The 19,017-nt window shown below is 66.2% G+C and carries 17 protein-coding genes; 15 read left to right on the top strand and 2 right to left on the bottom strand.

Annotated features, from left to right (window positions below):
- Positions 1-39: 39 nt before the first annotated feature.
- Positions 40-1,083: an endonuclease/exonuclease/phosphatase family protein gene (locus tag D9X30_RS24900; RefSeq protein ID WP_153947768.1), complete on the top strand. Its 1,044-nt coding sequence runs from the start codon at positions 40-42 to the stop codon at positions 1,081-1,083.
- Positions 1,084-1,218: 135 nt separating this feature from the next.
- Complete coding sequence (locus D9X30_RS24895) at positions 1,219-1,728, top strand: DUF1993 domain-containing protein (RefSeq protein ID WP_153947767.1); 510 nt, start codon at positions 1,219-1,221, stop codon at positions 1,726-1,728.
- A gap of 92 nt (positions 1,729-1,820) precedes the next feature.
- Here the strand turns inward: D9X30_RS24895 and D9X30_RS24890 are convergent, their stop codons facing one another.
- On the bottom strand, positions 1,821-3,029 hold the full coding sequence (locus D9X30_RS24890; RefSeq protein WP_153947766.1) for an MFS transporter: 1,209 nt from the start codon (positions 3,027-3,029) through the stop codon (positions 1,821-1,823).
- A 256-nt stretch (positions 3,030-3,285) separates the two neighbouring features.
- Here D9X30_RS24890 and queE point away from each other — a divergent pair, with 256 nt between their 5' ends.
- The 9 genes from queE to creD all read left to right on the top strand — a co-directional run bounded on the left by queE (position 3,286) and on the right by creD (position 12,514).
- Positions 3,286-3,921: a 7-carboxy-7-deazaguanine synthase gene (gene queE, locus D9X30_RS24885; protein ID WP_153947765.1), complete on the top strand. Its 636-nt coding sequence runs from the start codon at positions 3,286-3,288 to the stop codon at positions 3,919-3,921.
- Between the two features lie 3 nt (positions 3,922-3,924).
- Positions 3,925-4,401 (top strand): 6-pyruvoyl trahydropterin synthase family protein, encoded by a 477-nt coding sequence (locus tag D9X30_RS24880; protein ID WP_092599951.1) that lies wholly within the window; start codon positions 3,925-3,927, stop codon positions 4,399-4,401.
- A 7-nt stretch (positions 4,402-4,408) separates the two neighbouring features.
- Positions 4,409-5,005 carry a tRNA adenosine(34) deaminase TadA gene (gene tadA / locus D9X30_RS24875; RefSeq protein ID WP_228770892.1) on the top strand — a complete coding sequence of 199 codons (597 nt, stop codon included), beginning with the start codon at positions 4,409-4,411 and terminating at the stop codon, positions 5,003-5,005.
- Between the two features lie 45 nt (positions 5,006-5,050).
- The gene (ldcA, locus tag D9X30_RS24870; RefSeq protein WP_153947764.1) at positions 5,051-5,971 is read left to right on the top strand and encodes a muramoyltetrapeptide carboxypeptidase; all 921 of its coding nucleotides are present in this window, start codon (positions 5,051-5,053) and stop codon (positions 5,969-5,971) included.
- A 199-nt stretch (positions 5,972-6,170) separates the two neighbouring features.
- Positions 6,171-7,793 carry an ABC-F family ATPase gene (locus D9X30_RS24865; RefSeq protein ID WP_249641082.1) on the top strand — a complete coding sequence of 541 codons (1,623 nt, stop codon included), beginning with the start codon at positions 6,171-6,173 and terminating at the stop codon, positions 7,791-7,793.
- Positions 7,794-8,067: 274 nt separating this feature from the next.
- Entirely contained in the window at positions 8,068-8,496 is a 429-nt protein-coding gene (locus tag D9X30_RS24860) for a hypothetical protein (RefSeq protein WP_153947763.1), read from the top strand.
- 281 nt (positions 8,497-8,777) lie between these two features.
- The gene (creB, locus tag D9X30_RS24855; RefSeq protein ID WP_153947762.1) at positions 8,778-9,527 is read left to right on the top strand and encodes a two-component system response regulator CreB; all 750 of its coding nucleotides are present in this window, start codon (positions 8,778-8,780) and stop codon (positions 9,525-9,527) included.
- A gap of 13 nt (positions 9,528-9,540) precedes the next feature.
- Positions 9,541-10,980, top strand: coding sequence for a two-component system sensor histidine kinase CreC (gene creC, locus D9X30_RS24850; protein ID WP_153947761.1), 1,440 nt, complete (start codon positions 9,541-9,543; stop codon positions 10,978-10,980).
- A 163-nt stretch (positions 10,981-11,143) separates the two neighbouring features.
- Positions 11,144-12,514, top strand: coding sequence for a cell envelope integrity protein CreD (gene creD, locus D9X30_RS24845; RefSeq protein ID WP_153947760.1), 1,371 nt, complete (start codon positions 11,144-11,146; stop codon positions 12,512-12,514).
- 72 nt (positions 12,515-12,586) lie between these two features.
- On the opposite strand, the gene D9X30_RS24840 is transcribed toward creD, so the two are convergent.
- The gene (locus tag D9X30_RS24840) at positions 12,587-13,294 is read right to left on the bottom strand and encodes a hypothetical protein (RefSeq protein ID WP_153947759.1); all 708 of its coding nucleotides are present in this window, start codon (positions 13,292-13,294) and stop codon (positions 12,587-12,589) included.
- A 203-nt stretch (positions 13,295-13,497) separates the two neighbouring features.
- Between D9X30_RS24840 and D9X30_RS24835 the strand changes: the two genes are divergently transcribed.
- From D9X30_RS24835 to D9X30_RS24820, 4 genes are all read left to right on the top strand, one after another.
- A complete protein-coding gene (locus D9X30_RS24835) occupies positions 13,498-14,928 on the top strand; it encodes an aldehyde dehydrogenase family protein (RefSeq protein ID WP_153947758.1) in 1,431 nt (476 codons plus the stop codon).
- A gap of 102 nt (positions 14,929-15,030) precedes the next feature.
- Positions 15,031-17,496, top strand: a complete 2,466-nt coding sequence (locus D9X30_RS24830; RefSeq protein ID WP_153947757.1) for a penicillin acylase family protein — start codon at positions 15,031-15,033, stop codon at positions 17,494-17,496.
- 67 nt (positions 17,497-17,563) lie between these two features.
- Complete coding sequence (locus D9X30_RS24825) at positions 17,564-18,283, top strand: glutamine amidotransferase (RefSeq protein ID WP_153947756.1); 720 nt, start codon at positions 17,564-17,566, stop codon at positions 18,281-18,283.
- Positions 18,280-19,011, top strand: a complete 732-nt coding sequence (locus D9X30_RS24820; protein WP_502799686.1) for an MOSC domain-containing protein — start codon at positions 18,280-18,282, stop codon at positions 19,009-19,011. The genes D9X30_RS24825 and D9X30_RS24820 overlap by 4 nt, the downstream gene beginning before the upstream one ends.
- Positions 19,012-19,017 lie beyond the last annotated feature (6 nt).

Raw genomic sequence — 19,017 nt, 5'->3', positions numbered from 1 at the left:
GGCCCCGACGATGGCCGGCTTTCAACGTGGCGCCCTCCAATGACCCACTACGACTTCCTCGCCGATATCGCCGACGCGCATGCGCGTGCCCGCACCATCGAAGGCCTGACACGCTTGCGCCAGGCGCTGGCCAACCAGATCCCGGCGCGCACGGCCACCGATACGCTGCTGCTGGCCACATGGAATATCCGCGAGTTCGACAGCGGCAAGTACGGCTACCGTTCGGAAGAGTCCTACCTTTACATCGCCGAGGTGCTGAGCCGCTTCGACCTGATCGCCATCCAGGAAGTCAGGGACGGCCTGTACCCGTTGCAGCGGCTGCAGCGCATGCTCGGGCCGTGGTGGGGCTATCTGGTGACCGATGTCACGCTGGGCACGTCCGGCAATGCCGAGCGCATGGCCTATCTGTACGACCGCCGCAAGGTGCGCTTTACCGGGCTGGCTGCGGAACTGGTGCTGCCCAGGGCGGGCAGGGCGGGGCCGGCCCCCGTGCAGCTGGCGCGCTCGCCATACCTGGCCGGCTTCCAGGCCGGATGGGCGTACCTGACGCTGGCCACGGTCCATATCTACTACGGCACCGGCAAGCCCGACGACGCGCGGCGGCTGGCGGAGATCACCGCCTTCAGCAAGACCGTCGCCAGGGCGGCCGGCAAGCTGTCGGCCGCGCCGCAGCCGGCGCCCGGCGTGAAGGCCGACCCGGGCAACCTGATCCTGCTGGGCGACTTCAATATCTTCAACCGGCGCGACGTGACGATGGAGGCGATCACCCGGGCGGGGTTCGTCGTGCCCGAGCCGCTTCAATCCTTGCCCGGCTCGAATGTGGACAAGAACCGGCACTACGACCAGATTGCCTACTTCCGGCGGCTGTCGCGCATGGCGCCGACCGGCCGCGCCGGCGTGTTCGACGTGTACGAGCACGTCTACCGCCTGGCCGACGCCGATGCCTACGCGTCCGAACGCCAGACCCGGCCGGGGCGAAGCTTCAAGGACTGGCGCACCTATCGCATCAGCGATCACCTGCCGATGTGGATCGAGCTCGGCATCGACGACGCGGATGCATGGCTGGCGGGGCTCGGTGGCTAGCCAGCAGATCCGGTGGTTCCAGTCTATGCTCTGGCCTGCGACACTGGCAGGCGTCAGCCCGCGGCACACCGCGCGCCACGCGCCGCCGGACCACGCAGTCACACGACATCCCACGACCCATGCAAGGAGCCCCCCATGGCCCTCTCGATGTACGACGTATCGATCCCGGTGTTTGTCCGGGCCCTGACGAACCTGTCCGCCATCCTTGAAAAAGGCGCGGCCCACGCGCAGGCGCAGGGCATGGACGCCGCCGAGCTGCTTCAGACGCGTCTGATTGCCGACATGGACGCGCTGCCCGCGCAGGTGCAGCGGGCCAGCGACTCGGCCAAGGGCTGCGCGGCGCGGCTGGCCGGGATCGACATCCCGTCGTATCCAGACAACGAGACCACGTTCCCCGAACTGCAGGAGCGTATCGCCCGGACGGTGGGCTTCCTGAAGTCGATCCGCCCCGAGCAGCTTGAGGGCAGCGAAACGCGCGTGGTGGAGCTGAAGTTGCGCAACGGCCCGGTGACGTTCGATGGCAAGAGCTACACGCTCGGGTTTGCGCTGCCGAACTTCTACTTCCATGTGACCACGGCCTACGACCTCCTGCGTCACAAGGGCGTGCAGATCGGCAAGATGGATTTCCTGGGCGCGCCTCGCTAGACGGCGATGCCATCAGCAAACGGGCCTGCGAGGCCCGTTTTGCTTTGGATGCGCAAGCTGCCGCGCTCGATGGTGGAAATCGAGGGTGGAGATCAGTGTTGCATGGCCCCGGCCTGCATGCCACCGGCGCGCACATCGATGCCCGCGGCACGGTCGAGCCGGCCGCTCAGCTCGGTCAGGGCCCAGGCCACCAGCACCACCAGCGCGCCGATCCATGGCGTATGCATCAGGCCGAAGTGCTCGACAACCAGCCCGCCCGCCCATGCCGCGCCGGCAATGCCGAGGTTGAAGGCGGCGATATTGAGTCCCGACGCTACATCCACGGCCTGCGGCGTGTGGTGCTCCGCCTGCTTGACCACATAGACCTGCAATCCCGGCACGTTGCCGAAGGCAACCGCGCCCCAGGCCAGTACCGTGACCAGCACCAGCCACCGATGCGGGGCGGTGAAGGTCAGCACGAACAGCACGGCCGCCAATAGTAGAAATACGATGCGCAGCGCCGCGATCGGGCCATGGCGGTCGGCCAGGCGGCCACCCCAGATATTGCCGATGGCGACCGAGACGCCATACACCAGCATCACCAGGCCCACGGCGCCGGCGCTGAAGCCCGACACATCCTGCAGGATCGACGCCAGGAACGTGAAGGGGATAAACGATCCGCCATAGCCGATGGCTGTCTTGGCATAGACCAGCAACAGGCGCGGCTCGGCCAGCACGCGTGCCTGTTGCAGCAGCGAGGCCGGCGCGGCGTGGCGGATCGTCGATGGCACGAACAACAGGCTGCCGACAAACGCGATCACACCGAGCGCGGAGACCGCCAGGAACGTCTCGCGCCATCCGAAGTGCTGCCCGATGAATGTTCCCAGCGGCACCCCGGTGACCAGTGCGACTGTCAGGCCTGTAAACATGATGGCGATGGCGCTGGCCGCCTTTTCGCGCGGCACCAGGCTGGTGGCGATAGTCGATCCGATCGAAAAGAACACGCCGTGCGCCAGGCCGGTCAACACGCGCGCGGCCACCAGCGATTCGTAGCTCGGCGCCTGCCAGGCCAGCAGGTTGCCGGCGGTGAACAGCGCCATCAGCGACAGCAGCAGCGCCTTGCGCGGCAGGCGGCCGGTCAGCGCGGTCAGCACCGGGGCGCCCACGGCCACGCCCAGCGCATAGAGGCTGACCAGTAGTCCCGCCGATGGCACGCTGATGTGCAGGTCGGCGGCGATGGTCGGGATCAGGCCGACAATCACGAATTCGGTGGTTCCGATGGCAAAGGCACTGATTGTCAGCGCCAGCAGGGCAACGGGCATGGCAAGCTCCGGTATTCAAGGTTGGAGCGCAGTGTGCCAGCGCCTTTGTTGCCGAAAAAGCCGTCGATCTGCAGAAGATATTTGATTTGAAATCAAGAAAAGTGGCAGGTGCCTGCGAAGCAGGCGCGGATACGGCCGATTTCGATGGACTTAGCAGAAACCCTAGGTTCTTGATACAATCGCCGGTTGCTCGCGCCTCGGCTTTTGCCTAATTTTTGAGCAGGAACTCCCCACGCACCCCAACCGTCGCATTCGCATGACATACGCCGTCAAGGAAATCTTCTATACGCTGCAGGGCGAGGGCGCCAACGCCGGCCGCGCGGCGGTGTTCTGCCGCTTCTCGGGTTGCAACCTGTGGACCGGCCGCGAGGAAGATCGCGCCCGCGCCGTGTGCCAGTTCTGCGATACCGATTTCGTGGGCACCGACGGCACGCGTGGCGGCAAGTACAAGACGGCCGAGGAACTGGCAGCCGTGGTGGCATCGGAATGGCCGCAGGGCGCCGGCGGCACGCCGCTGGTGGTCTGCACGGGCGGCGAACCGCTGCTGCAACTTGATGCGCCGCTGATCGACGCACTGCACGCGCAGGGCTTCGAGATCGCCATCGAGACCAATGGCACGATCGAAGTGCCCGATGGCATCGACTGGGTTTGCGTGAGCCCGAAGATGGGTTCGGAACTGGTCGTGAAGAAGGGCGACGAACTGAAGGTGGTGATGCCGCAGGCGGGTCAGGACTTCGCGGCATACGAGCAACTGGATTTCCGCTATTTCCTGGTGCAGGCCATGGATGGCCCGCTGGCGCGGCAGAATGCGGCCGCCGCGGTCGACTTCTGCCAGCGTCATCCACGCTGGCGCCTGTCGCTGCAGACCCACAAGCTGCTGGGCATTCGCTGACACATGAGCAAACAAGTTTCCATCACACGCCGGCTCGAATTCGATGCCGGCCACCGCATCCCGAGCCACGGCGGCCAGTGCCGCAATATCCACGGCCATCGCTATCGGCTGGACCTGACGCTGTCCGGCGAGGTGCTGCGCCAGGAAGGCGCGTCCGACGACGGGATGATCCTGGACTTCGGCGATATCAAGACGCTGGCCAACGAGCACCTGGTGTCGAAGTGGGACCATGCGTTCCTGATCTATCGCGGCGACACCGCGCTGCTGAACTTCCTGCAGTCGATGGACAACCACAAGACCGTGGTGATCGACAGCATCCCGACCGTCGAGAACCTGGCGCAGGAAGCGTTCGACATCCTGGCGCCCGTGTTCAAGGACTGCTTCGGCCATCATCTGCAGCTGACGAAGCTGGTGCTGTTCGAAACGCCGAACTGCTGGGCCGAAGTCAGCGCGCCGTTCGCGCTGCCGGCGCAGGACTGATCTGCCCATGTCCGGCGCGCCCCAGTTTCAGGACGAAGCCACGCGGGACCGTTTCTATATGACGGCTGCGCTGGAAGAGGCGCGCCTGGCCGAGGCGGCCGGCGAGGTGCCGGTGGGCGCCGTGGTGGTGTGGAACGACCAGATCATCGCGCGCGGCCATAACCTGCCGATCCGTTCGGTCGATCCGTCCGCCCATGCCGAAATGCAGGCGCTGCGCGCGGCGGCCAAGGTGCTGGGCAACTACCGCATGCCCGAGTGCGAACTGTACGTGACGCTGGAGCCCTGCGCGATGTGCAGTGGCGCCATCCTCCATGCGCGGCTCAGGCACGTGGTGTTTGGCGCCACCGATCCCAAGACCGGTGCGGCGGGCAGTGTCGTCGACCTGTTCGCACAGGCCACGCTGAACCACCAGACCACGCTGGCGCGCGGCGTGATGGCCGATGAATGTGGCCAGATGCTGCGCGATTTCTTTGCCGCACGGCGCCGGGCCCAGAAGGCGGCCCAAAAGGCAGCGCAGCAGGCAGCGGGGGCCGCCGGGGAGCAGCCGCTTGCCGAAGGGCCGGTCGCACCACCTTCGCCGCCCTCGCCAGCGGCAGCCGATTAGGCGAGAATTCCTGCTTCCGAGCGTCGTACCCTCAACATCCGAAGCATGCGCCAACCCATCGAAGTCCGACTGATTGCCTCATCCGGCTACCCGCACGACGTGGCCATTGCCGCGCGCGGCTGCGCCTGGCTCAAGCAACACGGGTACCACGTCAACAATCCCGATATCCTCGCGCGCCGCTACCTGCGCTTTGGCGGCACGGACGCCGAACGGCTCGCCGATCTGCACGCCATCGGCACCGGCGGGCGCGGTGAACTGACGCTGGCGGTCCGTGGCGGCTACGGCCTGGCGCGGCTGCTGGACAAGATCGATTTTGCGCGCATTGCCGAGCAGGCCCGCGTCAGCGGTACGCCGATCGTGGGCCATAGCGATTTCACGGCCTTCCAGCTGGCCTACCTGGCTGCCACCGGCGGCGTCACGTTTGCCGGGCCGATGCTGCTGGCCGATTTTGGCGAGGAACACGTCGATCCGTTCATGTGGCGGCACTTCGAGGCCATCCTGCGCGACCCGGCCTGCAAGATCGAGGTGGCCGCGCCGCAGGTGGTGACGGCAGGCACGGCGGAGGGCACGCTGTGGGGCGGCAACCTGGCAATGCTGTGCAGCCTCCTGGGCACCCGCTACGTGCCGAAGGTGCCTGGCGGCATCCTGTTCCTGGAGGACATCAACGAGCCGCCGTACCGCGTGGAGCGCATGCTGCTGCAGTTGCTGCAGGCTGGCGTACTGACAGGGCAGCAGGCCATCGTGCTGGGGGATTTCTCGAACTACCGCACCACCGATTACGACAACGGCTACAACATGGATGCCGTATTCGACTATCTGCGCGAACAGCTCGATATCCCGGTGCTGACCGGCCTGCCGTTCGGCCACTGCCCGCGCAAGCTGACGCTGCCGGTGGGCGCCCAGGCGCGGCTGGAAGCCCGTGGCGACGGCTTCAGCCTGGCACTGGCCGGGTACCCGACGCTGTAACCAACATCGGGCAGGCCAGGGCCGGTCGATGTCGGGACCGTGACCATGGCTGACGAATGCCCCCCGCAAGTGGTAAAATCACGGGTTATTTCCTCATTTTCGCTGCGCCGGGCACGCCAATCGGGTGCGTGCCGCCACAATCCGGCTGCCAGCAGGTGGTGCCCACAGGGCACACCCATATTCCAGACAAGGTTCAGACGTGCTTTCTACCGCAAACATCACCATGCAGTTCGGCCCCAAGCCGTTGTTCGAGAACATCTCGGTCAAGTTCGGCGAGGGCAACCGCTACGGCCTGATCGGCGCGAACGGTTGCGGCAAGTCCACCTTCATGAAGATCCTCGGCGGCGACCTTGAGCCGTCGGCGGGCACCGTCATGCTGGAACCGGGCATCCGCCTGGGCAAGCTGCGCCAGGACCAGTTCGCGTATGAAGACAACCGCGTGCTCGACGTGGTGATGATGGGCCACGTGGAAATGTGGGCCGCCGCCAGCGAGCGCGACGCCATCTACGCCAACCCCGAGGCCACCGACGAAGACTACATGCGCGCCGCCGAACTCGAAGCCAAGTACGCCGAGTACGACGGCTATACGGCCGAGGCGCGCGCCGGCGAACTGTTGCTGGGCGTGGGCATTCCGACCGACCAGCACCAGGGCCCGATGAGCGACATCGCGCCGGGCTGGAAGCTGCGCGTGCTGCTGGCCCAGGCGCTGTTCTCGAACCCCGATGTCCTGCTGCTGGACGAACCGACCAACAACCTGGACATCAACACGATCCGCTGGCTGGAAGACGTGCTCAACGAGCGCAACTCCACCATGATCATCATTTCGCACGATCGCCACTTCCTGAACTCGGTGTGCACGCACATGGCCGACATGGACTACGGCACGCTGAAGGTCTATCCGGGCAACTACGACGACTACATGCAGGCGTCGATGCAGGCGCGCGAGCGCCAGGTGGCCGCCAATGCGCGCGCCAAGGAACGCATCACCGAACTGCAGGATTTCGTGCGCCGCTTCTCGGCCAACAAGTCGAAGGCCCGCCAGGCCACGTCGCGCGCGAAGCAGATCGAAAAGATCAAGGTCGAGGACATCAAGCCGTCGTCGCGCCAGAATCCGTTCGTGCGCTTCGAGTTCGAGAAGAAGCTGCACAACCTGGCCGTGGAAGTCGAGGACATCACCAAGACGTACGACCGCAAGATCATCAACAACCTGTCGATGGCCGTCCAGGCCGGCGAGCGCGTGGCCATCATCGGCGAAAACGGCGCGGGCAAGACCACGCTGCTGCGCAGCCTGCTGAACAACGTCGTGCAAACCGGCGTGCAGCGCGGCGTGGAAGTGGATCGCGGCACGGTCAAGTGGGCCGAGAACGCCAACGTGGGCTACATGCCGCAGGACACGTACGAGGAATTCCCGAACGACGTGACCGTGATGGACTGGATGAGCCAGTGGACGCAGGCCGGCGACGACGACCAGTCGCTGCGCGGCACGCTGGGCCGCCTGCTGTTTTCGGCCGACGACATCAAGAAGAACGTCAAGGTGCTGTCCGGTGGCGAGAAGGGCCGCATGATCTGGGGCAAGCTGATGCTGGGCCGCCACAACGTGCTGGCCATGGACGAGCCGACCAACCACATGGACATGGAGTCGATCGAATCGCTGCAGATCGCGCTGGACAAGTTCGCGGGCACGCTGATCTTCGTGTCGCACGACCGCGAACTGATCAACGGCCTGGCCACGCGCGTGATCGAGGTGCGCCCCGACGGCACGATCACCGACTACCTGGGTACGTACGACGAGTACCTGCAGTCGCAAGGCATCGAGGCGTAATTTCGGCGGCATCGCCGCATCGTCATTTCGCCAGAAAAGCCGGCCCGCCATCAGGCGCGCCGGCTTTTTTCATTGTTGCGGCGCCTGTCGACAGGCGGGAAGCCGGATTTGATGCCGCCTCTGTCACCAGGAATTTTCTCTCGTTACGTCTTGCCGGTTCACTGACGAACACTGTATATTTATACAGTTATTGCCGCCGTCCGAAGACGCTGCGTCCCGCAGTCAAGCCGGTGCGGCGCCCGCGCTTTCCATCCCTCCACCTCGAAAGGCAATCATGTTCGTGGATCGCACCGAAATCATCAACGCCGCCAAGGCCCTGCGCGCCAGTCAGGAAGAATCCCGGTACAGCAAGCTCGTCGCGCTCGCGAACAAGCAGCTCAAGGCCATGCAAACGGCGATCCAGAAGGGCAAGGAAGAATTCGAGACCACACTGGTACTCGACATCAATGATGAGAATCCGCAGGCGGCGCTGGAGCCGCGCGCGCGGCGGCTGGCCGACGACCTCAGGGCGCAGGGCTACACCGCGACCGTGACCACGTTCGCCGAGGTCAGCACCGACCGCCAGAACTGGACACCGAATATCACGGTCGCCATCGGCCTGGGCGACATCGCTTCCGAAGCCGACAGCGCGATGGCGAAAAGCACGGTGGCCGAAGCGCCGGAAGTCGCACTGGCCGGCGAAGCGGCTTTTGAAATGGCCTGACACATCGGCGCGGGTCGATCTTGCCGGCGGCGCGAGTGTGGTGGTGAAGCGCGTCGGTGATCGTGTCGGGCGACCGCTTCACTTCGGCCTCACCGTGCCTTCACCGCTCGCCGCGACACTGGGCGCTCTTTCCCCCGGAGCCCGCCATGCACCGCCGCCGCCAGATCGATATCCCCGCTTTTCTCGGCCGACTCCGCCAGTTGCTGGGCGTGCCAGAGCAATCGACAACCGCGCAGCGCGATGGCGGATAATACACACCGTCCATCCTGCCGCGCCCGCCCATGAAACAACCGTCAATCCTGGTGGTGGAAGACGAATCCGCCATTGCCGATACCATCCTGTACGCGCTGCGGACGGACGGCATGCTGGCCGAGCATTGCACCTTGGGTGGCGACGCGCTGGAGCGGTTGCGCGCGGATCGGCCCGATCTGGTCGTGCTCGACATCGGCCTGCCGGACATCAACGGCTTCGAGGTCTGCCGCACGCTGCGTACGTTTTCCGATGTGCCGGTGATCTTCCTGACCGCGCGCCATGAGGAAATCGACCGCATCGTGGGGCTGGAGATTGGCGCCGATGACTATGTGGTCAAGCCGTTCTCGCCCCGGGAACTGGCGGCGAGGGTGCGCGTGATTCTGCGTCGTACCCGGCCTCCAGCCGAACCGGCAGCCTCCGCAGCCCTGGCGGCGACCATCCCGGTGCCGGACAGAGCCGGGCGGCCCAGCGGCTTCCGGCACGACGCGGAAGGCGCGCGGGTGTCCTACCGAGGCCAGTGGCTCGATCTCACGCGATACGAATACCGGCTGCTTGCGCTGCTGGTGCAGCATCCTGGGCGCATCTATGCGCGTTCCCAGTTGATGGACCTGATCTGGCACGACGCCCTCGACACGGTCGATCGCACCGTCGATACCCATATCAAGACCCTGCGCGCCAAATTGCGCGACGTGGACCCGGCAGGCGACCCGATCCGCACCCATCGCGGCATGGGCTATTCGCTCGAAGCGCCAGACGGGCGCCAGGCGCCCGACGTCTGAATCGGCCCCGTCCATGCACATCGGCCTGCGAATATTCTTCGGCTTTTTCCTGGTGGTCGGCCTGGCGACGTTCCTGACGCTGCGGGTGTTCGTCCAGGAGGTCAAGCCCGGGGTGCGCCAGGCGATGGAGGACACGCTGGTCGATACCGCCCATGTGCTGGCCGTGCTGGCGGCGGACGACCTGAAAGCCGGCCAGATGGCCCATGGGGCGTTCGCCCGGCGTCTGGCGCAACTGCGCCAGCAGCCGGTGGATGCCAGCGTCTGGGGCATGCACAAGGACGCGGTGGGCTACCGCATCTACATCACCGACGACCGCGGCATCGTGCGCTTCGATACGGCGGACCAGGCGGTGGGCGCCGACTATTCGCGCTGGAATGACGTCTACCTGACCCTGCAGGGCAAGTACGGCGCGCGCAGTACCCGCTCGGACCCTGCCGATGAAAGCAGTTCGGTGATGTATGTGGCGGCGCCCATCCGCGATGGCACGCGCATTATGGGCGTGCTGACCGTGGCCAAGCCAAACCAGGCAGTGGCGCCCTTTATCGCGCGCAGCCAGGGCGTGATCCTGACCTATGGCCTGCTGCTGATTGGCGGCGCGGCCGCGATTGGCGTGCTGTGTACGCTCTGGCTTGTGTTCGGCCTGCGCAAGCTGCAGCGCTATGCCCGCGCGGTGGCCGCCGGCGAGCGTGCCGAGATGCCGCTGCGCGGCGCCAGCGAGCTTGCCGAACTGGGCCGTGCCGTGGAGACCATGCGCCTGCGGCTGGAAGACAAGCAGTATGTGGAGCACTACATCCACACGCTGACCCACGAAATGAAGAGTCCGCTGGCGGCCATCGGCGGCGCGGCCGAGCTGTTGCAGGAGGACATGCCGGCCGCCGACCGTCAGCGTTTTGTCAGCAATATCCGAGGCCAGGCGCAGCGGCTGGACCTGCTGATCCGCAAGCTGCTGACGCTGGCCGAAGTGGAGCAGCGCCAGCACCTGGAAAAGCCCGAGCCGGTAATGCTGGGGCTGGAAATCGGGCAGGTCGTGCAGTCGCTGGAGCCCAGAGCGCGGCAACGGGCCGTGCAGTTGCGATGGCAGCCGCCCGACGCCGTGCCGGCAATCACTGGCGATGTGTTCCTGCTGCGCCAGGCCATCGTCAATCTGCTGGAAAACGCGCTCGATTTCGCGCCGGCGGGTTCCGCCATCGACATTTCGCTGGCGCGCGCGCCCGGCCCCGGGCAGATCGTGCTCAGGATCGACGATCGCGGGCCGGGCATTCCCGACTATGCCATGCCACGGCTGTTCGAGCGCTTCTATTCGCTGCCGCGTCCCGATGGCCGCGAGCGTGGTACCGGTCTGGGCCTGTGCCTGGTGCGGGAGGTGGCCCTGCTGCACCGGGGAACGGTTGCCGTGATCAATCGCGAGGGCGGCGGGGCGCGCGCCGAACTGGCGCTGCCGGTGGCGGTCTGAGGTGCCGGCCGGCGCGTGATGCTCGCGGCCGGCCCTGCCAGTTTCTCCCGATACCGGGCGACTTCACAGGCTTGGGGCTCACTTCACGCCGGCTACCCACCGGCCCCATCTTGCGCCCACATGCGCTGGCTAGTCTTGCGGCATCTCCACTCGCAAGACTCCCATGAACAAGGCCCTGTTTTACCGAATCGCGATCATTACTGGCGTCATCCTGCTGTTGTGGTTCGCGCTGCAGATGGTGCTTGGCATCGTGCGCGAACGCAGCCAGTACCGCGACGCCGCCGAGCAAAGCATCTGGCAGAGCTATGCCGGCCCACAGACCCTGACGGGCCCCATCATCGTCGTGCCCTACAAGGAAGTGGTGACCGTGGCGGTGGCCGGCGACGCCCCGCAGCGGAATCGTGAGGAAAGCCGGCGGCTGCTGGTGTTTCCCAAGACGCTGCAGGTGCGTGCCGACGTGACGCCGGGCGAGCGATATCGCGGCATTCACAAGACGATCGTCCATGAGACGGCCACGCAATGGCAGGGCACGATCGCATTGCCGGACCTGACCTCGGACGAAGACCTGGCGAAATCCGTCGGCCATGTCCGCTTCGAGATGGGCCAGCCTTATGTGGTGCTGGGGGTGGGCGACATGCGCGGCCTGGTGTCGCAGCCTGTCCTGCAACTCGACGGCAAGCCCGTTCCGCTGCAGCAGGGCGCGCGGCTCGAAAGCCTGCCGCAGGGCCTGCACGCGCGGATCGACGTGGACAGCGCCGCCGGCAAGCCGCTCGATGCCCGCACCGTGCCGTTCAGCCTGACGCTGGCCGTGCTTGGCGCGCGGTCGATGGCGCTGGTGCCCGTGGCCGACCACAACCGGTTCACGATGCGCTCCGCGTGGCCGCATCCCAGCTTCGACGGCGATTTCCTGCCACGCCTGCGTACGGTGACAGACGACGGCTTCACCGCCGAATGGTCTGTCACGGCTTTCAATACCCATGTGCGCGACCAGCTGGCCGGCAATCCCGGGGCAGGCAGCCGTATGTCGCTGGAGGCGGCCTCGGTCACGCTGATGGAGCCCGTGAACATCTACGTCAAGGCCGAGCGGGCCGTCAAATACGGGCTGCTGTTCGTGCTGCTGACCTTTGCCGGCCTGTACCTGTTCGAGCTGGTCAAGACGCTCCGCATCCACCCGATCCAGTACCTGCTGGCCGGGCTGGCCCTGGCAATGTTCTTCCTGCTGCTGGTCAGCCTGTCGGAGCACGCGCCGTTCCTGGTGGCCTATCTGGCGGCAAGCGCAGCCTGCATCGGCCTGCTGGGCTTTTATCTCACCTTCGTGCTGCGCAGTTGGCAACGCGGCGCGGGCTTCGCGGGGCTGCTGACCGCGTTGTACGGGGCGCTGTATGGGCTGCTGGTGTCGGAGGACAACGCGCTGGTGCTGGGCTCACTGCTGCTGTTCGTGATACTGGCCGGCATCATGGCGATCACGCGCAAGGTGGATTGGTACTCGGTGGGCAGCCCGGCGCAGGCATCGCGCCAGGAGGGCGGCGCGTAACCGGGACACTGCCGCGCCGAGCGAGGCCGGATCGATCGGGGCCAGATGGATCGGTCCAGCGGTATTGCCGGCTCAGCGAGATCGCCTTGCCGCCGCCGGTGCCACGCCCATTTCCGCCAGCAGATCGTCGAGCTGGTCGATAATCGCGTGCGCGGTGATCTCGCCCTTGGACTTTTGCAGCGCCGCGCCCAGCGTGTCGCGCAGCGCCGCCAGTTCCACCACGGTGGACGCCTTTTCCACCTTCACCTGCAGCACGTAGCCGCGCAGTCCCAGGTGGTTGCCGATCACGTCGGTATAGAAATGGTAAAGGCGCTGGTAGCCACTGGCGCCGGCCGGGGTGCCGGCGGCGACGGGCGCCATCGCGGGCGCGATCGTGGTGTCGGCGAGCACGTCGCGCTCTTCCACGCGGTCGTCGATCCCCTTGCCGCCCGCCGTATTGAAGCCCGAATAGGCGGCGAACAGATTGGTGTCGGCGGGTTTGCGGGCGCTGGCCTGCCTTCCGGACCGCCCGGCAGACGTCCCCGACGCCCCCGACCCCCCGGACGAAGGCGATGCCTGGCCGGCGGGATCGGACATTGGCGCGATCAGCCCCAGCGCCAGCAGGGTGTCGAATGCCTCCTCGGCCACCCCCATGCCGGCAACTTGCGCCATCAGCGCCGATCTGGTGCGTTCTCCGTTCACGATCAGCAGCAGCGCCCGCAGTTTCTGGTCCAGCTTGCGGGCGCGGGTGCGGATTTCCTCCTGACCAGCCTCCGTCTTCTGATAGATCGGGTCGACCATGTCTCGCTCCTTTTGTTTTGGATCGGCCGCCCGCGGCGAGAGCCCTCGGATCAAGTGTCTGCGCGGCCGATTATCGCCATCTTGTTGTCCGGACCAGCCCGCGTCGATAAAAATCCGAATCCGCAAACCGGCCTACAATGTGGTGCTCCATAAAAGTAACAAAAATTTTGCAATTGCCGATCCACCTGATGAGGGCTGTGGCCATGCAACAACGAGACAAACTGTTTATCAACGGCAAGTGGGTGGCACCCCACGGCACTGGCAGCATTGAAGTGATCCATTCCGCCACCGAGGCGGTGATGGGCAAGATCCCCGAGGGACACGCGCGTGACGCCGAGGACGCCATCGCGGCCGCCCGGGCCGCATTCGATGGCTGGGCCGCCACGCCGCCGGCCGAGCGTGCGCGCTATATCCGCAAGATTGCCGAAGGCCTGAAAGACCGCACCGAGGAACTGGCGCAGCTGATCGCGGGCGAAGTGGGCATGCCGATCAAGCTGGCGCGCGCCATCCAGGTGGGTGGCCCGGTCTACAACTGGGGCCAGGCCGCCACGCTGCTGGAAGGCTTTACCTTCGAGGAGCAGGTGGGCAATTCGCTGGTGGTGCGCGAGCCCGTGGGCGTGGTCGCGGCCATTACCCCGTGGAACTACCCATTGAACCAGATCACCCTGAAGGTGGCCCCGGCGCTGGCGGCGGGCTGCACCGTGGTGCTCAAGCCGTCGGAAGTGGCACCGCTCAATGCCTTCGTGCTGGCCGAGGTGATCGAGGCGGCCGGTCTGCCGCCGGGCGTGTTCAACCTGGTGACCGGCTACGGGCCGGTGGTGGGCGAGGTGCTGGCGAGCCATCCGGAGGTGGACATGGTGTCGTTTACCGGTTCCACCCGGGCCGGCAAGCGGGTGTCCGAGCTGGCCGCGCACACGGTCAAGCGCGTGGCGCTGGAACTGGGCGGCAAGTCGGCATCGGTGATCCTGGACGACGCGGACCTGCCGGCGGCCGTCAAGGGCACCATCAGCGCCTGCTTCCTGAATTCGGGCCAGACCTGCTCGGCGCATACCCGCATGCTCGTGCCGCGCAGTCGCTATGACGAGGTCAAGGCCATCGCCGCCAAGGTGGTGGAAGGCTTTACCGTGGGCGACCCGCTGGCCGATACCACGCGCCTGGGACCGCTGATTTCCGCGGTGCAGAAGGAACGCGTAACCGGCTATATCCGTCGCGGCCTGGAAGAGGGCGCCGAACTGGTGGCGGGCGGCCCCGAAACCCCGGCCGGCTTCGAGCGCGGCTTCTTCGTCAAGCCCACCGTGCTGGGCAATGTCGATCCGAAGGCGACCGTTGCCCAGGAAGAGATTTTCGGGCCGGTGCTGTCGGTGATCTGCTATGACACCGAGGAAGATGCGATCCGCATCGCCAACGACAGCGTCTATGGGCTGGGCGGCGGTGTCTGGTCCGGCGACGAGGCGCGGGCGATCAAGGTGGCACGCCGCATCCGTACCGGCCAGGTGGATATCAACGGCGGCCCGTTCAATATGAACGCGCCGTTCGGGGGCTTCAAGCAGTCGGGCAATGGCCGCGAAGGCGGCAAGTTCGGGCTGGAGGAATTCCTCGAATACAAATCGCTGCAACTGAAGAAGCCCGCCTGACGGGGCTTCGAACGACGCCACTGCAATGCCCGGCCAGCCCGGGCATTCTTGTCTGCGCGGAAATCTGCGATGCTTGCGTCTTTCCACGGGGAGATACGTCGAATGCGCTGGTTTAAACGGGTGGGCTGGATACTGGCGGGCGTGCTGCTGATCGGGCTGACGGGCGCCATCGGCGGCTATATCTGGTATCGCCAGGCCTCGCAGCCCGATACCGCCGGCACGATGCACCTGCCCGCACTGCGCGACCGCGTGGTGGTGGTGCGCGACCGCAACGCCGTGCCCCATATCCAGGCCGCCAACGCGCTGGACGCCTACTACGCCCTGGGCTACGTCCATGCGCAGGACCGGCTCTGGCAGATGCAGATGAACAAGCGCATCGTGGCCGGCCGGCTGGCCGAGATCCTGGGCCCGAGCGCGCTCGATACCGACCGCTTCCTGCGCACCATGGGCGTGCGCCGCAACGCCGAAGCCGTGCTGGCCCAGACCTCGCCGGAAACACGCGCGGTGCTGCAGGCCTATGCCGATGGCGTCAATGCCTATATCGATACCCGCAAGGCGGCGCTGCCACCCGAGTTCCTGATTCTCGGTACGAAGCCCGAGCACTGGGAGCCGGCCGACACGCTGGGCTGGCAGACCATGATGGCCTGGGACCTCGGCGGCAACTGGCGGCAGGAGGTGCTGCGCATGGGCCTGGCCCAGCAACTTCCCACGTCGCGTATCGCCGAGATCCTGGCGCCGTACCCCGGTGACAAGCCGCTGCGGACGATGGACTACGCCAGCTTCTATCGCAAGCTGGCGCCCGTGGCCACGGCCATGGCGCAGCTGTCAGAGCGCGCGCCGGCCGGCTATGTCGATGGCATGGGATCGAACAACTGGGTGGTGTCCGGTGCGCACACGCGCAGCGGCAAGCCGTTGCTGGCGAACGATCCGCACCTGGGGCTGCAAGCGCCCGGGCTCTGGTACTTCGCGCACCTGCAGGCCCCGGGGATGGATCTGACCGGCGCCACGCTGCCTGGCGCGCCGCTTGTCGTGCTGGGCCATAACCGACGTATCGCCTGGGGGTTCACCAATACCGCGCCCGATGTGCAGGACCTGTATATCGAGCGGATCGACCCGGCGAACCCGAATCGCTACCAGACGCCCGATGGCTGGGCCGAGTTCGAGACGCGCCAGGAGGTCATCCGCATCAAGGGGCAGCCCGACCTGACACTCAATGTCCGGACAACGCGACATGGCCCGGTGATGTCGGACGTGGCCGAGCCGATCAGCGCGGCGGCCAGGCCGCTGGGCGCGCAGTATGTGGTGTCGTTCCAGTGGACGGCGCTGCGGCCGGACGACCGCACCTTCCAGGCCAGCCTGAAGATGGGCATGGCCACCGACTGGAAGAGCTTTGTCGCTGCGTTGCGTGAGTTCCATTCGCCGCAGCAGAACATCGTGTACGCCGATGTGGACGGCAATATCGGCTATATCGCGCCGGGACTGGTGCCGATCCGCCGGGCCGACAACGACCTGAGGGGGCTGGCGCCCGCGCCGGGCTGGGACGCGCGCTACGACTGGCAAGGCTTCATTCCGTTCGACCAGTTGCCGCGGCGCTTCAATCCGCCGTCGGGGACGATCGTGACGGCCAACCAGAAGATCGTCGACAACGACTATCCGTTCTACATCACCAGCGAATGGAGCGTGCCGTACCGCGCCCAGCGCATCCAGACCCTGCTGGACGCCGAGCCGCACCATACGCCGGAGACCTTCGGCACGATCCAGAAGGACGTGGTGTCGCTGGCCGTGCGCGACGCCTTGCCGCTGCTGCTGGCCGCACCCGTGGCCAGCGATGCCGCCCGTCCGGAACGCGAGCGCCAGCTGTTCGATGCGTTGCGCAAGTGGGATGGCACGATGGCCGCCGATCGCGCCGAGCCGCTGGTGGTGACGGCCTGGCTGCGCGAACTGTCGCGCCTGCTGTTCGAGGACAAGGTCGGCGATCCGATGTTCAACAGCCTCTGGGACCAGCGCAACGTACAGTTGCCGATGCTCAATGCCATGCGCGATCCCAAGGGTCTCGGCGCATTCTGGTGCGACAACTCGCGCACCACGGCGCGCGAGACGTGCGCGGTCACCATTGGCCTGGCCTGGCAACGCGCCATTGCCGACCTGGATCAGCGTTATGGCGACGACCCCGCCAAATGGCGCTGGGGCAAGGCCCATGCGGCGCGCTCGGAGCACAAGCCGTTCGGCAAGGTGCCATACCTGGCCAACCTGTTCAATATCCGCGTCCGCACCGGCGGCGACACCTATACCGTGGATGTGGGTCGGCACAACCTGCGCGACGAAGCGGCGCCGTTCGAGAATACCCATGCGGCCAGCCTGCGCGCGATCTACGATCTCGCTGACCTGTCCGACTCGCGGTTCATGTCATCGACCGGGCAATCGGGCAATGCGCTGTCGCCGCACTATCGAGACTGGACCGATAAATGGGCGGCGGTGCAGTTCATCACGATTGGCGGGCACCGGCGCAACCCGGCTGGTGACAGCTTCGACACACTCGTGTTGCAACCTGTGAAAGACAAGCGATGATGCGGTGCGGTATCGTATGGGGCCGCATTCAAGTCCGAGCCACATTTTCCAGCAGGAGTGTCAGTCGATGAGCGAACCCAGGCGCCAGTTGCGTACCGATGTCATCCAGCACGTTGCTTTCGAGCATGCGGGCGTGATTGCCGATGTGGCGCGCGACCGCGGCCATGACATCCGTATCTACCAGGCGGGCGTGGACGACCTGACGCTGGTGCAGACGGACCCGGCCGATCTGCTGGTTGTGCTTGGGGGCCCGATCGGCGTTTACGAGACTGAAGCCTACCCATGGCTGGAGGCCGAGATCGGCGTGATCCGCCAGCGCCTGGCAGACGAACTGCCGATCATCGGCGCCTGCCTGGGCGCGCAGCTGATTGCCGCCGCATCGGGCGCGCGCGTCTATCCGGGCACGCGCGAAATCGGCTGGGGCCAGATCCAGCCGACCGACGCCGGGCGCCGTTCGCCGCTGGCGGTGCTGGCCAATGCCGACTGGGAAGTCCTGCACTGGCACGGCGACACCTTCGACCTGCCGGAAGGCGCCGAACTGCTGGCATCGACGGCGGCCACGCCGAACCAGGCCTACGCCATCGGCAAGCATGTGCTGGCGCTGCAGTTCCACCCCGAGGTGAAACCCGGCGACATCGAGACCTGGCTGATCGGCCATACCGTTGAACTGGCCAGGGCCGGCATCGATCCGCGCACGATCCGCCGCCGTACGGCCGAGATTGGTGCCACGGTGGCCAGCGCCGGCGAACTGATGTTTGCGCGGTGGATGGAGGAAGCGGGGCTGTGAGCAGAGGGAGCTCCCACGATATCGACGTGCGGCTCGACGTCCGCATCGATGCGCTGCTGGCAGGCCGCGTCCGGCCGTTCGGGCCCAAAGGCGTGCCCAGCGGCATCGACAAGACGGCAATCGACGGGCCGGTACGTGTGACCACCATCGGGCTGGACGTCGACGAACAGGGCGATCCGAAACACCATGGCGGGCCGGAAAAGGCGATCCACCACTATCCGCGCGACCACTATGCTGGCTGGCGCGGCGAACTGGCCGGGCACGGTGGCAACATCGACGTACTCGAACGCGCCGGCGCATTTGGCGAAAATCTGAGTACAACGGGTTTGACGGAGGCCGATGTCTGCATCGGCGACCGCTTCCGGCTGGGCACGGCACTGGTGGAGGTGTCGCAGGCCCGCCAGCCTTGCTGGAAGCTCAATCATCGCTTCGGGTTTGCAGGCATGTCGCGCGCCGTGCAGGGCAGCGGCCGTACGGGCTGGTATTACCGCGTGATCGAGGAGGGCGATCTGGCCGCCGGCGATCGCCTGGTGCTGGTGGCGCGGCCCTGTCCGGACTGGAGCCTGCAACGGCTGCTGCACGTGCTCTACGTCGACCGGCTCAATATCGCCGCGCTGGCCGAGATGGCGGAACTGCCAGTCCTGGCAGAAAGCTGGCGAAAGCTGGCCCGCCAGCGCGTGGCGAACCACGCAGTCGAGGATATGGAAAGGCGCCTGGCCGGAGGCTGAGACGCC

The organism is Cupriavidus sp. U2 (assembly GCF_009663685.2).
Taxonomy (GTDB): Bacteria; Pseudomonadota; Gammaproteobacteria; order Burkholderiales; family Burkholderiaceae; genus Cupriavidus; species Cupriavidus necator_C.
This window is presented reverse-complemented; position numbering and strand designations above follow the sequence as displayed.

What these genes read in the sequence shown, in the direction of transcription:
- queE (WP_153947765.1), top strand. Translation starts at nt 3,286, where the DNA reads ATGACATACGCCGTCAAGGAAATCTTCTATACGCTGCAGGGCGAGGGC.
- D9X30_RS24890 (WP_153947766.1), bottom strand. Translation starts at nt 3,029, where the DNA reads ATGCCCGTTGCCCTGCTGGCGCTGACAATCAGTGCCTTTGCCATCGGA.
- D9X30_RS24840 (WP_153947759.1), bottom strand. Translation starts at nt 13,294, where the DNA reads ATGGTCGACCCGATCTATCAGAAGACGGAGGCTGGTCAGGAGGAAATC.
- D9X30_RS24900 (WP_153947768.1), top strand. Translation starts at nt 40, where the DNA reads ATGACCCACTACGACTTCCTCGCCGATATCGCCGACGCGCATGCGCGT.
- D9X30_RS24825 (WP_153947756.1), top strand. Translation starts at nt 17,564, where the DNA reads ATGAGCGAACCCAGGCGCCAGTTGCGTACCGATGTCATCCAGCACGTT.
- creC (WP_153947761.1), top strand. Translation starts at nt 9,541, where the DNA reads ATGCACATCGGCCTGCGAATATTCTTCGGCTTTTTCCTGGTGGTCGGC.
- D9X30_RS24895 (WP_153947767.1), top strand. Translation starts at nt 1,219, where the DNA reads ATGGCCCTCTCGATGTACGACGTATCGATCCCGGTGTTTGTCCGGGCC.
- D9X30_RS24835 (WP_153947758.1), top strand. Translation starts at nt 13,498, where the DNA reads ATGCAACAACGAGACAAACTGTTTATCAACGGCAAGTGGGTGGCACCC.
- D9X30_RS24830 (WP_153947757.1), top strand. Translation starts at nt 15,031, where the DNA reads ATGCGCTGGTTTAAACGGGTGGGCTGGATACTGGCGGGCGTGCTGCTG.
- creB (WP_153947762.1), top strand. Translation starts at nt 8,778, where the DNA reads ATGAAACAACCGTCAATCCTGGTGGTGGAAGACGAATCCGCCATTGCC.
- D9X30_RS24860 (WP_153947763.1), top strand. Translation starts at nt 8,068, where the DNA reads ATGTTCGTGGATCGCACCGAAATCATCAACGCCGCCAAGGCCCTGCGC.
- ldcA (WP_153947764.1), top strand. Translation starts at nt 5,051, where the DNA reads ATGCGCCAACCCATCGAAGTCCGACTGATTGCCTCATCCGGCTACCCG.
- creD (WP_153947760.1), top strand. Translation starts at nt 11,144, where the DNA reads ATGAACAAGGCCCTGTTTTACCGAATCGCGATCATTACTGGCGTCATC.
- D9X30_RS24880 (WP_092599951.1), top strand. Translation starts at nt 3,925, where the DNA reads ATGAGCAAACAAGTTTCCATCACACGCCGGCTCGAATTCGATGCCGGC.
- tadA (WP_228770892.1), top strand. Translation starts at nt 4,409, where the DNA reads ATGTCCGGCGCGCCCCAGTTTCAGGACGAAGCCACGCGGGACCGTTTC.